A 20,379-nucleotide genomic window follows, 5' to 3' on the forward strand; every position below is an offset into this window, starting at 1 on the left:
AAATAACAATCAATTCGCCTATTTATAAAAATCGAATAGCAATTTTGTACAAAAATAAGCACGATGGATCCGTTACACTTCTAAGATGACTTTCTTGAGCAGACCGGATAAAGATGAAAGAAAAGAATAAGGAAATCGCTACCTTCAAGATAGCTCAAGAGCTCGGCGGTTTAGAACTTCTCGATGCAAAGTATGAGAAGCAGAATTTCTCACGCCATAGTCACGAGGGTTACACTATTGGCGTCATCGAGAAGGGAGCACAGCAGTTCTTTCGAACAGGCGGAAATCATATCGCGCCACAGGACAGCATCATCCTTGTAAATGCAGATGAAGTACACAACGGGCATTCGGCCTCAGAAGGCGGTTGGGAATACAAAGCAATGTACCCCGTACCACAGCAGTTTCAGACCTTGGGGCAAGAGCTTGGTTCACCAAATGTAGCTCTGCCCTATTTTCCTCAACCTGTGGTTTACGATCCTGAGCTGGCTAGTCAGTTGCGATTGGTGTTTGAAACGCTAGAAAAATCAGACAACCGACTACTACGAGAAACTTTGATTTACGGCACGTTGATCAAACTAGCCAGCAAACACAGCACCCACCGGGCACCGCTCAAAGAATCAACCAGAGCTCAGCGACAAATACAGTTGGTCAAAGAGTTTTTGGAAGACTTCCCGCAAACGGACGTCTCGCTAGAAGAGCTCGCAAAACTGGCTGGGTTAAGCCCTTTTCATTTGCTAAGAGAGTTTCAAAAACAGTTTGGCTTCCCTCCCCATGCTTATCAAATTCAGCAGCGTTTACGTATGGCGAAGAAGCTACTAAAAATGGGACAAAAAATTTCAGATGTGGCACAAGAATGTGGCTTCCATGATCAAAGCCATCTGCATCGACACTTTAAAAAAGCCATGGGCGTCACTCCCGGCCAATACGTCCGTCACAGCTAAAGCAGCAATATTGTACAAGGCGTTATGCGACTACCGAGCTATCTTGGTAGCCTGATTTAGGAATAACTAAGAAGAAACTATGGACCACACTTTGCCGTTACAAGAAGAATCAAAAGCCACGCTATTTTGGCAAGGCACACTTGCGATGATGCCACTGAGTATCGCGGTGTTACCTTGGGGTTTGCTCGCAGGTTCATTCGCGATTGATACTGGGCTTCACCCTTTGGAAGGACAAGCACTATCCGCCATTCTGTTCGCAGGTTCCGCGCAGCTCGTCGCGATGGGGATGATTAAATCGGGGGCAGGTCTAGTAACCATGTTACTAACAACGTTTTTTATCACCTCTCGACACTTCCTCTACAGTGTATCGATGCGCAGTAAAATTGCACCACTTCCTCTTAAATGGCGGTTATCACTCGGATTCTTACTCACTGATGAGCTGTTTGCGATTGTAGGTCATCATTCCGATAAACAATTTAATCGCTGGTATGCGCTTGGGGCTGGTTTGAGTTTTTACCTGTTTTGGAATATCGCGACATTGACGGGCATTATTGCGGGAAGCCTGATCCCTGAACTGAACGAAATGGGATTGGAATTTGCTGTGGCCGCGACTTTTATCGCAATTGTAGTTCCGACTATTAAAAATATGGCGGTGCTCGCGAGTGTTGTCGTGGCATTAGTGAGCTCGGTCGCCCTAACCTATTACCAAGTAGAAGGAAGTTTGATGATTTCGAGCATTTTAGCCATGCTTACAGGCTACTTTGTGGAACAAGTACAGGAGAAACACTAATGATCATGTTGTCTATTTTACTGATGACGGTGCTTGTTTTCACCAGCCGCTACTTGTTTTTAGAACCCAAGCTACCACTGCGATTAGGGACACGTACACAAAAAGTGCTCAACTACGCCAGCCCTGCGGTACTCACTGCGATCTGGGCGCCTATCGTTTTCATTCCCGATGGAGCACTCAGCGTGAATGTGCACAACCCATTTTTATTGGCTGCCTTGCTGGCTGCGTTAATCGCGTACTTTACTAAAAATGTTCTTTTAACGACGGTGATCAGCATGGTGGTATTTCTCGTTCTGCGAATTTGGCTTTAATCCGCCACCCACTCAATCTCCAACAAGGTGACATCACCACACTTTAATCGTCCAAGGAAGATGTCACCTTTATGCACCTCACCAACTCCTTTTGGTGTGCCAGTCATTACCACATCGCCATCTTGAAGTGTTGTGTAACTCGTTAATTCATCCAAAATGGTTAGCGGCGGATAGAGCATCTGGTTAACGTGACCTTTTTGTACACGAACGCAGTTAATCAAGAGCTCTAGGTTAAGATCATTAATATCAATGTTATCCAAAGAGACAAATCGACTAAACACTGCGGAGCCATCAAACGCTTTAGCACGCTCCCAAGGCAACCCTTGTTGTTTAAGTGAAGACTGCAAACCGCGCTTGGTCAGATCCAATCCCAAACCGACTGCTGAATAGCGTCCATCTTTGATCAGAAAACAGATTTCAGCCTCGTAATGAAGAGGCTCTTGATGAAATGAACGCAGAGTCGTCGATACGGAAGTCGCGGGTTTATTAAATACCACCATTTGCTCAGGTATCGCATTATCAAGCTCATGAATATGTTCAACGTAATTTCGCCCAACACAAAGCACTTTACCCACTTCTACTTTCTTTTCTTCAACTTGAATAACGCTCATCGCTCTTCCCTGCAAAACAAAAACCTCATCATAATCTAACCTATTGACTTAACGACACTAAATCCCATCCTCTAGTGTGAAAAATAAGACATTCACCCCGTTTTGAGTTTTGTATCATCTAATTGAAACATCACGGTATTTACAAAACAAATAGACAAAAAAGCCAGCACGAGGCTGGCTTTAAATCAATAAGGGTGAATGATTGTTCTCGCTAAATCCTATTATAGGTAGTAACGAGCACCTATCGCCCATTTGTCATCAGTTTCACGACCATGGTCATCATTTAGGTCAAACTGGTAACCCGCGTAACCAACAAATTTAGGCGTGAAGTTGTACTCTGCCTGCAGTGCCATTTCTTCACGAGCGGTTTCTGTTTTAGAGTTTTTGAACTCTTTACCTTCAACCATCTCGTAGTTAACGCTCAAGTTTAAGCTGTTCGCTAGAGCGTATGCGATGATCGCTTCGTACGCATCACTTTCCGCCAAACGGTCGCCATTTACACTGAAGTTCATATTTTCATTTGAACCATATACCGCGGCAAGGAACAGACCTTGGCCGTAAGCGCCGTAAGATGCAGACACAACATGTGATTCTGCGGTGTGTTTACCTGTGTAAGCAGGGTGTTGGAAGTCACCACCGTTGTATGAGTAGCCAATTTTCGCGCCCATGATTGCGTAAGAAAGCGCAACTTGCATGCGGTCATCGTATTTAAGACCACCAGTGATAGTACCTGCGTCGTTACGCGTGTATTCATCATTTGCGCCTTGCCATCCAAGACCAACGTTAATCGCACCTGCTTCGCCTAAATCAAAGCCATTTCGATAAGACAGCATTTTATCCGCACGACCTGTGCCTAGGTTTCCGTGATCGTCGTAAATGAAGTCATTCGCAAACGCAATTGGCATATCCGCTATGCCTGCTACATCATAGTAAGGTGACCATTGCGTACCACCTACTGCACGACCGTAAACCTCATGCGTTAAACCTAAGTAACCGAGACGAGTTTTAAACGACTCTTCACCGCCATCTAAGTAGTTTAGAGCCCATTCACCACGGGCGTCTGCGGTGAAGCCATTGCCTAAATCTTGTGTCGCAGAGATATTGATACGAGGAGAGTTAGTACCAACATCCGTGTCACCTTGCTCTGAACCATTTAAGTTAACAGAAACGTGGCCGCCCATCGAAAATGTTGTGCCATCGTTATTATAAAGTTCCACTGCCACTGCTTGAGTGCCGAAAGTTGCTGCTGCGATTGCCGCTGCTAATAATTTTTTATTCATTTCTAAATCCATTACTTATTAGTTGGTTAGTCAGTTTTAGACCCAGCTCTGATTCACTTTCGTAAAACGAAATGATGAACACAGAAAGGAATACAAAGGCCCTCTGGGGCATCTTTTCCGCCAGAATGGATTTACCTTTGTGTAACAACTGCCGACACTTTATTTGATTAGTTCCTGATAACCGAGTGAAAAATTCTCAGCAAAAAACTAAAAAGCAAACGTTTACTTATCCGAAAAAAATCCAGGCGTAAAAACCTTACAAAAAGAAATGCTTTAACGAGATAGTGCTCACAAATACTTGATGAACCCCAACTTTTGAAAATAACTTTTCCGTCAAAATGAAATATTTACTTACATTTTGGAACAAAAATAGGTTCAGGAACTTTTTGAAAAAAGCACGGTCTCCAATAGAAGGCAGAAAAACCTCAAAAAAGATAAAACCTTTCTTTTTATAAGAGATATAAGAAGGGGCACTTATTCTCGCCAGCAATAAAAGTGCAATCAAATCATAACTTAACAGAAATCTATCTTTCATTTTCAGGGTTTACCTTAGCGTCATCAACACATCGGGCAAGAAAGCCCATCGATTACAACTAGGGTAATAAGAAAATGAAAAAGGCAGCACTAACTACTGCAATTCTTACAGCATTGGTATCAGCACCATCATTCGCAGCAACAGTATACAAAAACGACGGTACTGAATTAAAAGTTGGCGGCCGCGTTGAGTTCCGTGGTGACTTCATCGGTTCAGGTGGTGCTGAAGTTGAAGGCTCAATGGAAGATAAAAGCCGCGCTCGTCTTAATCTAAAAGGTAAAACGGACATCGGCAATGGCCTTTCTGCATTCGGTGTTTACGAAGCCGAGCAAAAAACGGGCAAGAGTGAATTCAAAAACCGCTACATGTATGCAGGTGTCGACTCTGATATCGGTGCTTTCTCTGTAGGTCGTCAAGACATGGCTGCAGTCATCATCTCTGACATGACGGATATCACTGAGTTCTCTGGTGTTCAGCAAGTTATCGATTCGTCTTCTGATAAGCAAGACAGCGTTTTCGCATACCGTGGTGCGTTTGATGCACTACAACTGCAAGCAACCTACCAAGCAAACTCTAGTGATAACGAAGATAAATACGGCATCTCTGGAATGTACTCACTGCCAATGGGCCTAGACCTCGGTCTTGCATATTCTGGTGGCGACGTAGATAAAGACAACTCTGAAGATCAAATTCTAGGTGGTATCGCTTACTCGATGGATAACCTTTACCTAGCAGGTACTTATTCTCAAGGGTCCCTGACTGACTCTGAAGACTTTACGGCTTACGAGCTAGTCGCAAGCTACAAAGTAGCGAGCAAAGTGACACTTGCTGCGCTATACACAGCTCAAGAGAATGATCCAGACAACGGTTCAAAGTACGACACCGTTGAAGGTATCGAGCTTGTTGGTTACTACAAACTAAACAGCAACTTCCGTACTTACCTGTCTTACTACATCAACCAACTTGATGAAGCAAAAGATCCAGCAACAGGTCTAGTAACAGAAGGCGAAGATACACTGCGCCTAGGCGTACGTTACGATTTCTAATTCACTCTTGTCCTAAGAGCGAGTCCACTTGGCCAGCACCTTTGCTGGCCATTTTTTGTGTAACCCAACACAACTCGATAAGTTTTCACAATATCCAAGCATCGCTCTGCAATGAAAAACGAGCGTAACGACTCCTGCTTCTGCCCTCTTTTAATGCGATTTGTCACTAAGTTAGTGCATTTCTCCTAATAGCCAACCGAACTAAAACAAAAAAGCCAATTAAAATCAAACAGATAAAAATTGGCACGCGTTCTGCAACACTAATTATGCAAATGCATGGCAGCGTTTGTGCTTCTCGTTCTTTGTACCTGTTATAACAGGCACGTCCTTTGAATTGGTAATGTCGCCTCCCTCTGGGAGGCATTTTTTTATTGGCGCGAAAAACAATAGGACGTATGATCCCGCCACCTCTATCAAACTGGAATTTTTCAATTGAATCATCATCCTGTTCAAGGTGCTTCCTGGATGCTAACAGCTGGCTTGGCATTCGCCATAGTGAACAGCTTCGCCCAAATTGCTAGCATCAACTTTGGTGTATCTTCCACCACATTCGCATTATTCCAATACGCTATTGCCTTATTTGTCATTCTCCCCTATCTGCGTACACTTGGAATTAGACGCTCACTAAGAACCCAACACTTTGGTTGGCATGCCTTCCGTATTTTTCTCTCTGTTATCGGGATTCAGCTTTGGCTTTGGGCACTCGCTTATCCAGTTCCGATTTGGCAAGGCATTGCGCTGCTGATGACCTCTCCGTTATTTGCAACGGTTGGATCTGGCTTGTTACTCAAAGAGAAAGTAGGTACTGCACGCTGGTTAGCGACATTAACAGGGTTCGTTGGTGCTATGATCATTCTTGAGCCGTGGGCAGATTCATTTACATGGGCGACCCTGCTTCCTGTTGGCGCCGCATTTTTCTGGGCAGCGTATTCTCTGATGGTAAAGAAAATGTCGGTCAACGATCCGCCCTCAACCATGGTTGTCTATTTATTACTGCTGATAACGCCGTTTAATATCTTATTGGCAATACCGACATTTACTATGCCAAATACCTGGACGATATGGGGCGTACTTTTAGCCGCAGGCGCGCTTACTGCACTCGCTCAATGGGCTATCGTTAAAGCATATGCAGTAGCAGACGCCTCGTTTGTGCAACCATTTGATCACGCAAAACTGCCTTTGAATGTCGTTGCTGGCTGGTTGGTGTTTGGCTGGGTACCACCTGGTCGTTTATGGCTAGGCGCCGCGATTATTATTGCCTCCATTGCGTTTATTACGCACTGGGAATCGAAAAAGACAAAGCTAGTTGAAAGAAAAGTCTAATTTCAAGGTTCTATATTTTCAGGAAAGGAAATGAGGAACACCATATGAGTCAACCAATCAAAATTACACTGTACCGCTGGGCTGGTAGTTGGGGTCCATTCAAAGTCAATATTCCTTGTGGTGAATGTACGTTAACTAAAGATATTTTGACGGATACTTTTAAAAACGAACTCGCTGATGTCCCCGTTGAACTGGAAGTAAAAGATTGGTTATCACATTGGTGGGAACCATTAAAAGCAGGGGCCTGGCATGCACCGATTCTTATTGTCGAAGGAAAAGTGGTCAGCCAAGGAGAAGCGCTAAACCGGGGCGTGCTTGTGCAATCAGTTATCGCTGAATGGGTCAAACGCGATGAGCTAAAAGGCAACATTGTTTATGGTAAAGCCACCTGCCCTTACTGTGTCAAAGCGAAACAACTACTTGACGATGCTGGTGTTCAATACGAGTATCATGACGTGGTTAAAGACAGCGCCGCTTTGTATCGCATGATCCCCGAAGTAAAAGCCATCATTGGAGAAAAAACGCCGGTAACAGTGCCGCAGATCTGGTTGGATGGAAAGTATGTTGGAGGCGCTGACGATTTAGAAAAGTGGTTAGCAGCAAAGGGGCTAGATAAAGTGCCTAATAATGTCGTGGAGATACCAAGCCAATCCGCTTAGCGTTTGATTCAAATGCCATCTGTCTTTGAGTAGTGGTTTACCAATGTTGTTCAATATGTAGGCTGCCACTAAAAACAAGACAGATAAAAGCAAAAAGCCCTGATTCTTCAATCAGGGCTTTTTAAATTATTTCGCCAGTTTTTTCATAACACGAGCAAAAACAGAAGCTTTTTTCTTCTTCGCTTTACCGTAAAGCGCTTTGTGCATCGCGTCTTTTGCAATCATCTGGCCAATATAAGCACCACCAAGTTCGTTACCCATGACCTTCTCCTGAATGTATTGACTTAACTATGTTGTAATTTTACACCACAATTAGATAAAAACAAGACTGACGTCACATTTGTTTTGTAATTAACTTTCAGGTCAGTTCTGATTACTTTTTCGAAACGGGCGCCTATCGCTTAGGTTGCTGGTATGTTTTACCCGCTGCGACGTACGTATCTTTCTGTTTGATTTCAAAGAATGTTTCAAAGAACCACGCAGCAAATTTGATCAAGTGATCGCCTTCATTCATGACGTGCTCCACGTATTCTTGCTCTTCTCCGGACTCGTCTTCTTGAGTGGTAATATGGTAAATACGTTTCTCGCCATCAACTTCTGCAAGACCAAACTGACCCGTTAGGGATTGTGCCGCTTGTGCAACTTCTTCTTCCTCACACGCCTTCAAGACTTCGAGTGCCTTTGGCATGCTTTCTTGCTGAGTAATTTCTTTTACCAGTGTTTCAAATTCGTTTTGTTGCATTCTTTCACCTAACGATTAGAGATCGGATAGTCATTTGGGCAGAAAGGTATCCCCAAGCTGAGAGGAGCATCAGGCATTGCCCTCTTCCTCTCAAACTGAGTCATTCAATATACACAATGATCCTGACTTAATTTAGCAGCGCATTTTAGAAAGCTGCCTCTTTCGTTGCAAGTATATTCAGGTGGAAGTTTCTGCTTGAATCGTCCCTTCTGGTACTTTACGAAATTGGCTTAGTACGAGAACAAAGCAAGAAAGTAACGCAATAAACAAATAAAACACCCCAAGCTGGTTTTGATTCGTGACCCAAGAATCTACCAAGTATCCGCCAAACAACCCGGCTAAACACATTTGAATTGATCCAGATAGCGCAGAAACCGCTCCGGCCTGTTGCTTATGTGGCGACAGCAACAAACTAATTGATACCGGAAACGACATGCCTTGGGCAAAACTTAAACACGTAAATGCCACTAGTAATGAAAATACACTGAAGGGTGTAACCAACAATATGAAGCCAGCAATAGCAACAATCGAGAAACTCATCAGCAAGATTTGCTGAGCTTTGTAACGAGCGTTGATCAAATTAAGCACCAAGCTGCCCGTCAGCAAACCAACTGACGGTATGATCATCAAAGAACCGTAATCTGCCGCCGTTAAGCCTAACTCTTGTTGCATTAAAAATGGATACAAGGAAAGCGTTACCAGAGCCGACAAATAACTAAGCCAGTTGTAGCTCGCACTAACAATCACTTGAGTATTCGTTAACAGGCGCAAATAATTTGCACTCACCTGGCCTACTTTAAATTTTCGCTTCGGGTAAGGCAGCGTTTCTGGCAGCACCAATAAACCAAGCGTAAAAATTGCCATTAAGTAAATCAGCACAAACACAAAGACAGCATGCCAGCTCAGGTGAAAAGCAATCCAACCACCAAACAGCGGAGCAATAATTGGCATCACAGATGCCGTGACTGAAATATAAGATAGCGCTTTGGTTAATTGCATACCGTCATAACTGTCACGCAATACGGAGCGACCAAGCACCGAGGCACTGCCCGCTCCCAAACCTTGAAGTAACCGCCCCGCTTCAAGAGCAATAATGTTGTCCGAAAACGCGATACAAATAACCGTACCAACTAGGTACACACTTTGGCCCAGAATAAATACTGGTCGACGACCAATCGCATCAGACAATGGGCCATAAAAAAGCTGAGAGATACCGAAGCCAACGAGAAATAGTGTGACGAGATTCTGAATCGAATGTTGCGGCAAATTCAAGTCATGACCAATCAATGGCAAAGAAGGAAGATAAATACTAACGCCAACTTGGCCTGTGGCAATGATCATCATCGCTAATAACAATGGTGTTTTACGCAAACGTTCCTCCTACTTTGTGACAGATTGATGGCAAACAGTGTATATTTGATACTCAAAGATGATAATCAGCTAAGTTGGAAAGGAATTAATTCCCAAGGAGACACAATGGACTGGATTCAAAGCGTGAAGAGTTATATTCGTGTGGTCGAAGAAGGTAGCTTTAATGCCGCAGCGCGGAAACTCAATACCACCAGCTCAGCTATCAGTAAACGAGTTCAATGGCTAGAAGATAAAATTGGCGTTCAACTACTTAAACGCACGACCCGCTCTATTAGCCAAACTGAAGCTGGTGCGCTGTTTTATCAACGAGCAAAAAATCAGTTGGATTCATGGCAATCGGTATTAGATGAAACTCGCTCAGTCAATCAATCACCAGCGGGGTTATTGAAAATTGGCGCGACACTGGCGGTTGGTTCTAAGTTTTTGGTGCATTACCTAGATGATTTTCTTGAGAAATATCCAGACATCACGCTTCAATTAACGACAACGCTACCAGGCCAATTGCCAGAGCTAAGCTTAGACCTGTTTATTAGCCGGGAATTAGAGCAACTGAACTCTCTGAGTTTCAAAGCCACCGCACTTTTCGAACATAAAGCCCAGTTTTACGCCGCGCCTAGTTACCTAAAAAAATATGGCACACCACAATGCGTTGAGGATCTGACAGAGCATAATGTCCTGATTTGGGGTGAAAAGCCCTCACGAGAAATCAAAACCAATCGAGGTAAACGTATCAGCTTGTCCGGTAACTTTGCCACGACCAACCCAGAAGCGCTGTTTCATGGTGCCAAAAGAGGCATGGGTATTCTGATGACGAATAACGTCATGATCAAAGATGATCTCAAATCCGGCGCGTTAGTGCCTATCTTGCCCGATATCACAGCGGATAAAGCCACTGTATATGCCTACTATCCAAAGCTGGATTATCAGCATACCCGAACTAAGCTGTTCCTCTATTATCTCAAATCGCGATTAGAAGAGGAGAAGCGCGCCTAGCTTAGCGTTTTTATCGCTATACCTTTAAAAGGTTCAAGCATAAAAACATGAAAATAATGATTTGTTCGTTCACAAAATTTGAAAAATTCGCCTTAGTAACCGATAGTTTATTTGATGCATATCAAATAATAATTCTTCGTGTCTCACACGATATGGTAATCACAACGCTAGGTGAAATGCTCAATGGGTCAGGTACAAATCAGTTTCCACAAAATTGATGAAATATTGAAACTAAACGGCACGGCTCAGCTAAACCGAGTCACGTTAGATATTCATCAACAATTGCAGAGCCATTGCACTTGCGTTGTAGAAGTTGCGCATCTTCAGCATTCGGCTCATACCATCTCCTTCGCTAGCAATGGAAAAATTACAGACAATCTAAGCTACCATCTTTCAGGCACCCCCTGTGAAAAAGTGGCAAAAGACATTGGCGAACATATTTTCTATCAGGACCAAGTTTACAAACGCTTTCCTGAAGATCAGATGTTTCAAGAGGATGGTATTCAAGCTTACATTGGTCTGCCATTAAAGACACAAAATGGCGAGGTTCTGGGAATTTTATTGTCCACCTTTACCCGAAGCATCCACGCTAAGGAAGCGCAAGATATCCTCGACTTCCACCGCTTTTATGCCAATGTCATTATTCACAGCTTACGTGAAAAGTGGGTCAGTGAACGTTCAGATAAGCTTCTTAATCAGCTTAGCTATGAAGTATCGCATGATAACCTAACTGGACTGCTCAACCGTAGCTGCTTAGCTGACACCTTGGAGACATTGACGCAACAGGCCACTCGTCCATTCAGTTTGGCTTACCTAGACATCGATAACTTTAAATCGATCAATGATATCAACGGAAACTACATCGGCGACCAAATCATTAAGTTTACGGCGAACGCCATTCAACAAAGCTTGTCATCGCCAAACAACGCTTTTCGTGTAGCAGGAGATGAATTCGCCTTCATTACTTACGACGAAGATCCTGTCGCCGTGTGTCAGGAAGTACTCGACAAAATTGAAAGCGGCTACAGCGACAAATCTAACCGAATTTCTTTCACTGTTAGTATTGGTATCGCGCGCGCACCAGTACATATGTTGAACAGCGATGAGCTAATTTTGAATGCCAGTCTCGCTCTCAAAGACTGTAAAAAACATCGCGATACACGAATTCAGCATTACGACACACACCTTAGCGCCCTTTATCACCGTAGAACGCAGCTTATTGAAGCTATGCGCATTCAACTTAGCGCTGACATACATGATAGCGAAGAGTTGTATGTCGTTGTTCAGCCAATCGTAGATATCACAAGCGATCGCTGGAATTACTTTGAAATCCTAGCCCGCTGGAACAGCAATGTTTACGGAAACATCTCCCCTGCGGAATTCATTGAAGCTGCCGAACAATCAGGCCTGATTATCGAGTTGGGTGAACGTATTATTGAGCTCGCATGTATCGCAAAACAAGAGCTAGAGGCCAACTTAGGATACAAAGTTAAACTCTCTATCAATTGCTCTGCGTATGAGCTGGTCGACTCTAACCGCTATATTAACCACCTAACTAACATGGTTGAAAAGTATCGGCATGAAGCAAAAGACTTTGTTATAGAGCTCACCGAGACCGTTTTACTCTCGCAAAGTGGCCGTGAACAGATGGTACTTAACTCATTGCGGTACTTAGGTTTTAAGGTCGCGTTGGATGATTTTGGTACGGGATACTCCAGCTTGAATTACATACACAATTATCCGATTGATAGCATTAAAATCGATGCAACCTTCGTTCAAAACATGCTCTCAAATACAACCTCTGAACAAGTGGTGTTTTTGATAGCGCAATTAGCAGAACTGCTTGATGTGGATTTGATTGCCGAAGGCGTAGAAGACGATAGAGCACTACAAAAGTTAATTGAAATGGGCTGCCACTACATTCAAGGCTATTTCTACTCTCGCCCACACAGTGTTGATGAAATCGTACACCTGATAAATGAACGTGAAGTGCGGAGCGCCTAAGAGCTCTAAACAAGCCACGGTCATGGAATGTAAATCTAGCTAATGCATAAAGTAAAAGAGACCAAGCTATGCTTAGTCTCTTTTTATTTTTTGAGCGAAGTACTTTGTTACAGCACTGCTTTCTCTTTATCGCGTAATAGCTTATCCATTTCATCTCTGTTCGCGACAAAGGTTGCCATCTCTTTCTTAGGAACAGAGCTCGCCATTGGGATGTTTGCTCGCATAGCGTTAACTGGACGGCCGTATTCAATCAATTCATAGTGAAGGTGTGGCCCTGTCACTCGACCTGTTTTACCGGAAAGACCGATACGCTGGCCTCGAGAAACCTTTTGCCCTTTCTTAACCAGGATCTTACTTAGGTGTAAGTAACGGGTTTTGTATTTGCTGCCGTGCTCAACAACCACGTAGTTACCCGCATAAGGGTGTTTACGAGTCATGATTACTGTACCGTCACCAGTGGAAACGACTGGTGTACCGGTTGGCACGGCAAAGTCAGTACCGTTGTGCGGTGCGACACGCCCCGTTACTGGATGTAAACGATTAGGATTGAAGCCAGAACTGATACGCCAACGGCTACTTACAGGATAACGCTGGAATGCGCGCTGTAAGCTCTCGCCTTTAGCATTGTAGAATTGACCATCGGTATGAAGGTAAGCTGTGATTTCACGTCCGCGATTGTAGATCTTAATCGCCTCAATTTCGTTCTTGCCCGTTGGTATACCATTGATGCTTTGCGAACGACGAACGACTTCAAATCGATCACCTGCACGAAGATCACGCCCAAAGTTGAGTTGCTCTTTGAGTAAGCTCACAACTTGACTCACTTCTGCCGACGTTAGACCTAATCGACTTGCAGAAGAAGAGAAACTGCCTTGAATAACACCAACCAATGGTTCTTGGCGCCACACGCCAGGAATCGAGATATCGGTAAAGTCATAGCTACCATCACTATTTAGTTGGTAGACCACTTTATCTGCAATAGAAAATTGCAGTTCCATTTTCTCTAACTCGCCTGTCGCATCATCACGCCAAAAGCGGAGCGTGTTGCCCGGCTTTAGTGTATCAAGTGCAAGGTAGTTCAAATCCGTTTCCATTACTTTCATTAACGAGCTGTAACCGAAACCGAGCTGGCTAAAAATAGTGCTTAGGTTGTCACCTGCTTGGATTTGATATTCGAAGTTCGGGGGAGTGACAACTTCGGCAGTTGTCGCATCAAGAATTTTTTCAACGACCTGAGATTCAGGCAGGTTCAATGCGATGGTTTTGGTTAAAGATGACTCTTTGAGAGAGTGAGAAACACCAATCGCAACTAAAACTGGCAAGGAGTATAACAGCAGCGCTCTACGACTTGTCAGATTCGGCAACCGTCTTGTAATTTCATTTGTAGACACGGGAATTACTATCTCCTTTCAAACAAGGCTCATAGCTTATGCATTCCCGTATAAGAAATCACTATGAAATTTCGAGATCTAGCGCAGAAAACACTGAATTTTTACAGAACTCAAAAAAAATTCATCACTGTTGCATATGTAAGTTATTCCCTACACGCTTTAATGTGGATGAATTTAATTGATTTGGCGTATCTGCCATTGCTTGATCGTCACCATGCGCTAAATATGAAAGCGCGATAATGGCATCACTTTCCCATGTAATTTGGGTAAATTTAACGCGGTCACCGACAAAAATACTGTCTAAAAGGACAACTCGGCTCGGCACGGGGTCAAACTTAAACAAGCCAACATAGTTAAACGAACCGCTACCTTGTGTCGTTACAATCATCGGTGCAGCAATCCATGAAACACTCTCAATCTCACGCTGACTAATAAACGCAGTTGGAACAAGTACCTGACCTTTTGTCGCACCTGCATCATAATCGCCTATCAAATAGCCGTTTTCTTTATCCCACTCATCAAGAAAAGTGACCGCTCCCTGCTCTGGTACTTGAATCGTCCATGGGTTGCGTGAAGTAATTCCCAGCGTCTCTTGCACAATAACATTGGTTTCTGCTTCCGTTTGAGGGAACTTAGCCATGATGTCTTCATCAGACAAACTAAAGCGATAAACACCCGCGATCACAACCACGACCAATAATACGATCGGAATAAGAAGAATAAGTGGTATCGGCAGGATTCTTTTGTGAGCCATGAAGACTTCCTTGTTTAAAGGTATAAATGAAAAGCGAGTATAGCATTGTATACCCAAATGATTTCATCCCTTCAAGTGTTTCAAAATTAAACTAAACTGACTGTATCCAAATGATTTTCAAGCCCAGATTTCATAACTGGCCACTGACACTGCTCTCAGTGTTCCAAATTCATTGGTGTATTGGGAAGAATAGGTAATCACGATGACAACAACCATTCATACATGCGAATGCGCCTGCGGTTTAGTTGAGATCCGTTGTAAGGGAGAACCCATCCGTACATCTGTCTGCCATTGTTTTGAATGCCAAAAGCGGACAGGTAGTGTGTTTGGGGTACAGGCTCGCTTTGATAAAGAGCACGTAACCTTAAACGGTGAAGTCACCTGCTATACCCGAATGGGGGATGATGGCAGCGAGGTTCAGTATGAGTTTTGCCCTTCTTGCGGCACGACAATGCGCTTATTGGTCTCTACATTTCCTGAAATCATGATCATTCCCGTCGGTCTTTTTACTGATAAAGAGTTCCACCAACCAACGGTTTCAATCTATGAACAGAGGAAACATGGATGGGTGAGTTTCGAATGTACAATGGAACACATCAGGTAGGGGAAATCCCCCTCTATGTCGTTATCATGGTCAAAGCAAAAGCTCGATAAATGAGATTTTTTTGAGAATGATCAACCGAGTTTTACTGTAAGGGGTTTCGTAACGCGGTGTGAGCGTTATAATCGGCTCCTAACATTTGGTGGGGTTTTATTGTGATTTCCAGACTTCCTCGTTGGGTGGAATATGGCGCGTTTCTACTTGCCCTTCTCGCGGGCTGCGTCAATGCCGTTGGTCTTCTCGGCTTTCAACATCAAGCGATAACACATCTTTCGGGAACCGTAACTCAGCTAGGGAACAGCTTGCTAACAGGTGTGGATAGCTCCATTCACCTGCTCTTCATCGTATTTAGCTTTTTGATCGGTGCTGCCTTTAGCGGCTTTTTTATTGAGAGCAGTGCGTTAAAACTAGGGCGAAGATATGGTGTTGCACTGTGCATAGAAGGGAGCTTGCTCCTACTCAGTTTGGGCTTTTTGGTGCAAGGGGATTTGTACGGCCAATATCTAGCGTCAGCAGCATGTGGATTACAAAACGCAATGATCACTACATTCAGCGGCGCAGTAGTCAGAACCACACATATGACTGGGATCATCACCGATCTGGGGATTATGATTGGAGAAAGCTTAAGAGGTCGTCAATTTGATCGACGTAAAGCAAAGCTATTCCTATTCATTTTCTTCGGATTCTTGCTTGGCGGGGTCGCAGGAGCCGCACTGTTCGTGGTGTATGGATTATATACGCTCGTTTTCCCTGCAATATTGGCTTTCGCTACGGCTCTGATCTACTGGAGTTACCTTTACGTGCTTAGTCGCCAACAAAAAGCATAAAATCTCGAACCGATTGAGGCCGAATGCTTCAATCGGTTGTAGCTCAACTTTCTCACCGCTGCACATCATAATAAACGTTTTATCGTGTTGTAACGCAGCTAAAAAACCTTATAAGAGCTAGGGCTAACAGGGCTTCCGGCAAAAAGTTAGTTAGATCAAAGTCACATTTGTTTACCGTTTTATTATTCCAGTCACAATGCGCCCCATAATTCTCTGCGCTGCCCTCGCTCCGTGCTACAATTTTCTAACACAAGCAACATATTCGTATACACTTATACGTTATTTGACCAATTATCCGACAAATCGGCTGAATAACTAGATGTATTTAATGAATAGTATTGCAATGGATGCAGTTTGCGGGTACCCTCCGCAAAACTGTGATTAAATACGGATGTTTAGTGAATATTTATGTCATGGAAATGGCAAGTATTGACTAGTAGTAACACGAGACAACTATGCATAATACCACTAATGCTACTGAAGCACCTAAGGGCAACTTTTGGATGTTTTTCATCCCTTCCCTTATCGGTCTTCTACTCTTTATGGCTCCGATCTCATACGATGGCGGCCTAACTATCCCTGTTGCGGTTATGGCAAAAGTCATCCCGGCAGTATTAGGCGATACCTTGATCGCTATCGTCACCAGTATCATCGCTTTCATGGCAGTCGCTTCTGTTCTTTGCAAAATTTTCAAGCCTGCAGCGATTTTACGTAATGGATTTTTAAACGGTCTTTTCAATCCATCGCCACTTTGGCTTATTGTTCGCTTAATCGGTGGTGCAGCCGTATTAATGACATTCTTCCAAGTGGGCCCAAAAGCGATTTGGGAAGAAAATACAGGAGGCCTTGTTCTTACCGGTCTTCTACCAACTTTGTTTGCGGTGTTCATTTTTGCGGGCCTACTCCTTCCGCTTCTTCTGAACTTTGGTCTTCTTGAGCTGTTTGGCGCGTTACTGAGTAAAATAATGCGCCCGGTATTCAACCTGCCTGGCCGTAGCGCAATTGACTGTATGGCGTCTTGGTTAGGCGACGGCAGTGTTGGTATCTTGCTAACCAGCAAACAGTACGAAAATAAGTTCTATACTCAGCGTGAAGCCGCTGTTGTCGGGACAACGTTCTCAGCAGTATCGATCACGTTTAGCTTAGTGGTTATCGCTCAGGTACAGTTAGAGCATCTGTTCCTACCTTTCTACGGCGCAATCTGTTTAGCAGGTATTGTCGCTGCGGTTATCATTCCTCGCTTACCGCCGCTAAGCCTGAAGAAAGATCGCTACATTGATGGCAGCAACCCAGATAAAGATGCTGACGCCGTACCAGAAGGCCACACCACATTCTCATGGGGTATGGATCTAGCACTTAAGCGCGCGGGTCAGGTAACATCTGTTCAGTCTGTATTTAAAGAAGGCGTACATAACGCAATCGACATGGTGTTTGGTGTACTGCCTGTGGTTATGGGTCTAGGTACCGTGGCATTAGTGATTGCAGAGTACACTCCTGTATTTGAAATTCTAGGTCAGCCATTCATTCCATACCTAGAGCTACTGCAAATTCCAGAAGCTGTCGCCGCATCACAGACTATTGTTGTTGGCTTTGCGGATATGTTTATTCCAGCAATTTTAGCGGCATCAATTGATAATGAAATGACACGTTTTGTTATTGCAGCAATGTCAGTAACTCAGCTTATCTACATGTCAGAAGTTGGCGCCCTACTACTAGGCAGCAAAATTCCAGTAAACATTGTAGAACTGTTCGTTATTTTCATTCTGCGTACGCTAATCACATTACCTGTGATTGCTGGTGTTGCTCATCTGATTTTCTAAAATCAAAGCATCAATCAACAAAGGCTCCGCATTGTCGGGGCCTTTTTTATGTCTAAAACTCTATCTACAGCTCTATTCAGATCACTTAATTAGCAAACGCTCATAACTTACAACGAACAGCTCCAATCACGCCCCCTTTTACGACAGTTAAGTCGCTCTCATCTCACCAATAACGCCAACCTGAAACACTATGCTTTACGCAATTCTTTTCATTATGACGCTTTCATTAACGGAGCGCACAAATCTGATCAAACTCACGGTTTTTGTCGTAACTTACCGTTTTGTTTAAATTTGGTTAAAAAAGACAACAAATAGACTCATGTTTTTGACAAAGATGTCGATAAAAAGATAACCAAACACAATAGGTTTCTCTTGATGCCGAATTCGCCCGTTCAAAAAGAGGTGAAAGCATAGTGAAGCCAACCGGGAGAATCAGAGGAAAGCTCATGAAATTTAGACATAAGGTTGTCACAGCCTCGTCATTTTTGCTGCTAATTACCGTGTCACTACTGTCGACGCAACAAGTTATGACGATCCGCTCCCAAACGCAGGAGCACATTGACTCGAGTGTGAACGAGATATTGACCAGTGTTGGCAATACCGTGCAATCAGAAATGAATGCTAAAAAGGATCTCGCTCGTTCTATTACTGAAGTTATCGAACTTAATCCAAGTTCACACAACTACGTTCAGAACATTCTTGAGCGACCAACACCAAAAGCCAGCTTTCTTGCGATTGGCTTTGGTTATGAAAGCAATGGCTTCGTGATTGAAAATGACGACGGCTGGGAAGCAGGACCAGACTACGATCCGCGTCAACGTCCTTGGTTCATCGCAGCTAAAAATAAAGGCGATTTGGTCGTAACAGACCCATACGTCGATGCGTCTTCAAAAAACGTTATCATCTCTGTTGGTACACCTGTAAAAGAAAACGGCCAGTTCTTAGCTGGTATGTTTTATGACCTCGAGCTCACTACCCTTTCTGACCTCGTCAACCAAGTGAATCTGTTTGACGCTGGTTACTTATTTTTGGTCACCGCTGATGGGACAACCATTGCCCACCCTCAAAGTAAGTACAACGGTGAAAAAGTTGGTAGCTACCTGCCACAGGTTGATCTTACACAATCAACGCAACACATTGAGATCGATGGCGATCGTTATATGATTAACTTGACTCACATCCCGGGCGAGAACTGGTACGTGGGTTCAGTTATTGATGAAGCTATCGCCTACTCTGCCGTAGGAGAGCTTCGCAACAGCGCTATTATTTATTCAATCATTGCCGTGATTGCTTCTGTTATTGCACTGACTCTACTCATTCGCACGCTCATGCGTCCGCTGGACACTTTAAACAACGCGATTAAAGATGTTGCGTCAGGGAAAGGCGATCTTACACAGCGCCTTGAAACTGATACTGACCAAGAATTCTCAGAGCTTGCTACAAACTTCAATACGTTCATGGAAAACTTGCAACAGCAAATTATTGAGTCGAAGAGTATTTCTGATCAAATTTTGAATGGCACTCAAATCACCGCTGAGGGTGCAAAAGATTCGGCTGGTGCTATTCAAACTCAGCTACAAGAGCTAGAACAATTAGCCACCGCGATGCACGAGATGTCTGTTACCGCGACTGAAGTTGCCAATAATGCGCAAGGCGCAGCAAGTGCAGCCAAAGAAGCTGATCAAGCAACGGTTGAGGGCTCTTCTGTGGTCGGTGAATCGACACAAACGATCAACATGCTTTCCGATAGCATTGACCTTGCTGTCGAAGAAGTGCAAGTGCTTGAATCGGCAACCGCCAACATCGAAACGATTCTAAAAGTCATCAACGATATTGCGGACCAAACGAACTTACTCGCGTTGAATGCCGCGATTGAGGCTGCACGTGCGGGAGAATCTGGCCGAGGCTTCGCCGTCGTTGCTGATGAAGTTCGTACACTGGCACAACGAACTCAAGAATCAACAACAGAAATTCGTACTATGATTGAGCAGTTGCAATCTGGCGCATCATCTGTGGCAAATGCTATGCATCAAAGCAAGGGTAGCGCTGTAGAAGCCGTAGAAAAAGCAGACTTGGCAAACAACGCGCTACAACGTATTCGTGATGCGATTCAGCGTATTTCTGATATGAACTTACAAATCGCCTCAGCGGCGGAAGAACAAAGCTTAGTTGCGGAAGAGATCAACAACAATACGGTGAATATTAAAGACCTATCGACTCAAGTCGCCGAATCTGCAAATCGAACTAACGATGCTATGCAGGCACAGCAAGAAGATGTGCATAAACAAGATCAAATATTAAACCGATTTACAGTCTAGTCTTCACCTAAACAAAAACAGCGAGCCAATGCTCGCTGTTTTTGTTTTTAGACCTCTATCGC

Annotated in this window: 19 protein-coding genes; 12 read left to right on the forward strand and 7 right to left on the reverse strand. The window is 43.9% G+C overall.

What is annotated here, in order from left to right:
- The first annotated feature begins 113 nt into the window (after positions 1 to 113).
- The 3 genes from EX191_RS05700 to EX191_RS05710 all read left to right on the forward strand — a co-directional run bounded on the left by EX191_RS05700 (position 114) and on the right by EX191_RS05710 (position 2,042).
- Positions 114 to 941: an AraC family transcriptional regulator gene (locus EX191_RS05700; protein ID WP_006742070.1), complete on the forward strand. Its 828-nt coding sequence runs from the start codon at positions 114 to 116 to the stop codon at positions 939 to 941.
- Positions 942 to 1,020: 79 nt separating this feature from the next.
- The gene (locus EX191_RS05705) at positions 1,021 to 1,731 is read left to right on the forward strand and encodes an AzlC family ABC transporter permease (protein WP_046873712.1); all 711 of its coding nucleotides are present in this window, start codon (positions 1,021 to 1,023) and stop codon (positions 1,729 to 1,731) included.
- Complete coding sequence (locus EX191_RS05710; protein ID WP_047008376.1) at positions 1,731 to 2,042, forward strand: AzlD domain-containing protein; 312 nt, start codon at positions 1,731 to 1,733, stop codon at positions 2,040 to 2,042. Before EX191_RS05705 ends, EX191_RS05710 begins: the two co-directional genes overlap by 1 nt.
- On the opposite strand, the gene EX191_RS05715 is transcribed toward EX191_RS05710, so the two are convergent.
- Complete coding sequence (locus tag EX191_RS05715) at positions 2,039 to 2,653, reverse strand: fumarylacetoacetate hydrolase family protein (RefSeq protein ID WP_065645772.1); 615 nt, start codon at positions 2,651 to 2,653, stop codon at positions 2,039 to 2,041. The two genes, EX191_RS05710 and EX191_RS05715, sit on opposite strands and share 4 nt — an antisense overlap.
- A 221-nt stretch (positions 2,654 to 2,874) precedes the next feature.
- A complete protein-coding gene (locus tag EX191_RS05720) occupies positions 2,875 to 3,933 on the reverse strand; it encodes a porin (RefSeq protein ID WP_046873713.1) in 1,059 nt (352 codons plus the stop codon).
- A 609-nt stretch (positions 3,934 to 4,542) separates the two neighbouring features.
- Here EX191_RS05720 and EX191_RS05725 point away from each other — a divergent pair.
- From EX191_RS05725 to EX191_RS05735, 3 genes are all read left to right on the forward strand, one after another.
- Entirely contained in the window at positions 4,543 to 5,514 is a 972-nt protein-coding gene (locus EX191_RS05725) for a porin (RefSeq protein WP_047008380.1), read from the forward strand.
- A gap of 465 nt (positions 5,515 to 5,979) precedes the next feature.
- Positions 5,980 to 6,837, forward strand: coding sequence for a DMT family transporter (locus tag EX191_RS05730; protein ID WP_053809570.1), 858 nt, complete (start codon positions 5,980 to 5,982; stop codon positions 6,835 to 6,837).
- 44 nt (positions 6,838 to 6,881) lie between these two features.
- A complete protein-coding gene (locus EX191_RS05735; RefSeq protein WP_053809571.1) occupies positions 6,882 to 7,496 on the forward strand; it encodes a glutaredoxin domain-containing protein in 615 nt (204 codons plus the stop codon).
- A gap of 126 nt (positions 7,497 to 7,622) precedes the next feature.
- Here the strand turns inward: EX191_RS05735 and EX191_RS23065 are convergent, their stop codons facing one another.
- The 3 genes from EX191_RS23065 to EX191_RS05745 form a co-directional block, all read right to left on the reverse strand.
- Positions 7,623 to 7,757 carry a hypothetical protein gene (locus tag EX191_RS23065; RefSeq protein WP_005391196.1) on the reverse strand — a complete coding sequence of 45 codons (135 nt, stop codon included), beginning with the start codon at positions 7,755 to 7,757 and terminating at the stop codon, positions 7,623 to 7,625.
- A 133-nt stretch (positions 7,758 to 7,890) separates the two neighbouring features.
- Complete coding sequence (locus EX191_RS05740; RefSeq protein WP_005391198.1) at positions 7,891 to 8,238, reverse strand: hypothetical protein; 348 nt, start codon at positions 8,236 to 8,238, stop codon at positions 7,891 to 7,893.
- Positions 8,239 to 8,415: 177 nt separating this feature from the next.
- Entirely contained in the window at positions 8,416 to 9,609 is a 1,194-nt protein-coding gene (locus EX191_RS05745; protein ID WP_193447328.1) for a multidrug effflux MFS transporter, read from the reverse strand.
- A 105-nt stretch (positions 9,610 to 9,714) separates the two neighbouring features.
- On the opposite strand from EX191_RS05745, the gene EX191_RS05750 reads away from it, so the two are divergent.
- Together EX191_RS05750 and EX191_RS05755 are read left to right on the forward strand one after the other, a co-directional pair.
- On the forward strand, positions 9,715 to 10,602 hold the full coding sequence (locus EX191_RS05750; RefSeq protein WP_193447329.1) for a LysR family transcriptional regulator: 888 nt from the start codon (positions 9,715 to 9,717) through the stop codon (positions 10,600 to 10,602).
- Positions 10,603 to 10,785: 183 nt separating this feature from the next.
- On the forward strand, positions 10,786 to 12,606 hold the full coding sequence (locus tag EX191_RS05755) for a putative bifunctional diguanylate cyclase/phosphodiesterase (RefSeq protein WP_152813991.1): 1,821 nt from the start codon (positions 10,786 to 10,788) through the stop codon (positions 12,604 to 12,606).
- A gap of 107 nt (positions 12,607 to 12,713) precedes the next feature.
- Here the strand turns inward: EX191_RS05755 and EX191_RS05760 are convergent, their stop codons facing one another.
- Positions 12,714 to 13,997, reverse strand: a complete 1,284-nt coding sequence (locus tag EX191_RS05760) for a peptidoglycan DD-endopeptidase ShyA (RefSeq protein ID WP_145472100.1) — start codon at positions 13,995 to 13,997, stop codon at positions 12,714 to 12,716.
- A gap of 124 nt (positions 13,998 to 14,121) precedes the next feature.
- A complete protein-coding gene (locus EX191_RS05765) occupies positions 14,122 to 14,751 on the reverse strand; it encodes a hypothetical protein (protein WP_193447330.1) in 630 nt (209 codons plus the stop codon).
- Between the two features lie 202 nt (positions 14,752 to 14,953).
- Here EX191_RS05765 and EX191_RS05770 point away from each other — a divergent pair, with 202 nt between their 5' ends.
- From EX191_RS05770 to EX191_RS05785, 4 genes are all read left to right on the forward strand, one after another.
- Positions 14,954 to 15,355 carry a GFA family protein gene (locus EX191_RS05770; protein ID WP_080955925.1) on the forward strand — a complete coding sequence of 134 codons (402 nt, stop codon included), beginning with the start codon at positions 14,954 to 14,956 and terminating at the stop codon, positions 15,353 to 15,355.
- 152 nt (positions 15,356 to 15,507) lie between these two features.
- Complete coding sequence (locus EX191_RS05775) at positions 15,508 to 16,179, forward strand: YoaK family protein (protein WP_005391213.1); 672 nt, start codon at positions 15,508 to 15,510, stop codon at positions 16,177 to 16,179.
- Between the two features lie 455 nt (positions 16,180 to 16,634).
- Entirely contained in the window at positions 16,635 to 17,999 is a 1,365-nt protein-coding gene (locus EX191_RS05780; RefSeq protein WP_031780191.1) for a YjiH family protein, read from the forward strand.
- A 446-nt stretch (positions 18,000 to 18,445) separates the two neighbouring features.
- Positions 18,446 to 20,317 carry a methyl-accepting chemotaxis protein gene (locus EX191_RS05785; RefSeq protein ID WP_046873719.1) on the forward strand — a complete coding sequence of 624 codons (1,872 nt, stop codon included), beginning with the start codon at positions 18,446 to 18,448 and terminating at the stop codon, positions 20,315 to 20,317.
- Positions 20,318 to 20,379 lie beyond the last annotated feature (62 nt).

This window comes from Vibrio chemaguriensis (genome assembly GCF_012275705.1).
In the GTDB taxonomy this organism is placed as follows: Bacteria; Pseudomonadota; Gammaproteobacteria; order Enterobacterales; family Vibrionaceae; genus Vibrio; species Vibrio diabolicus.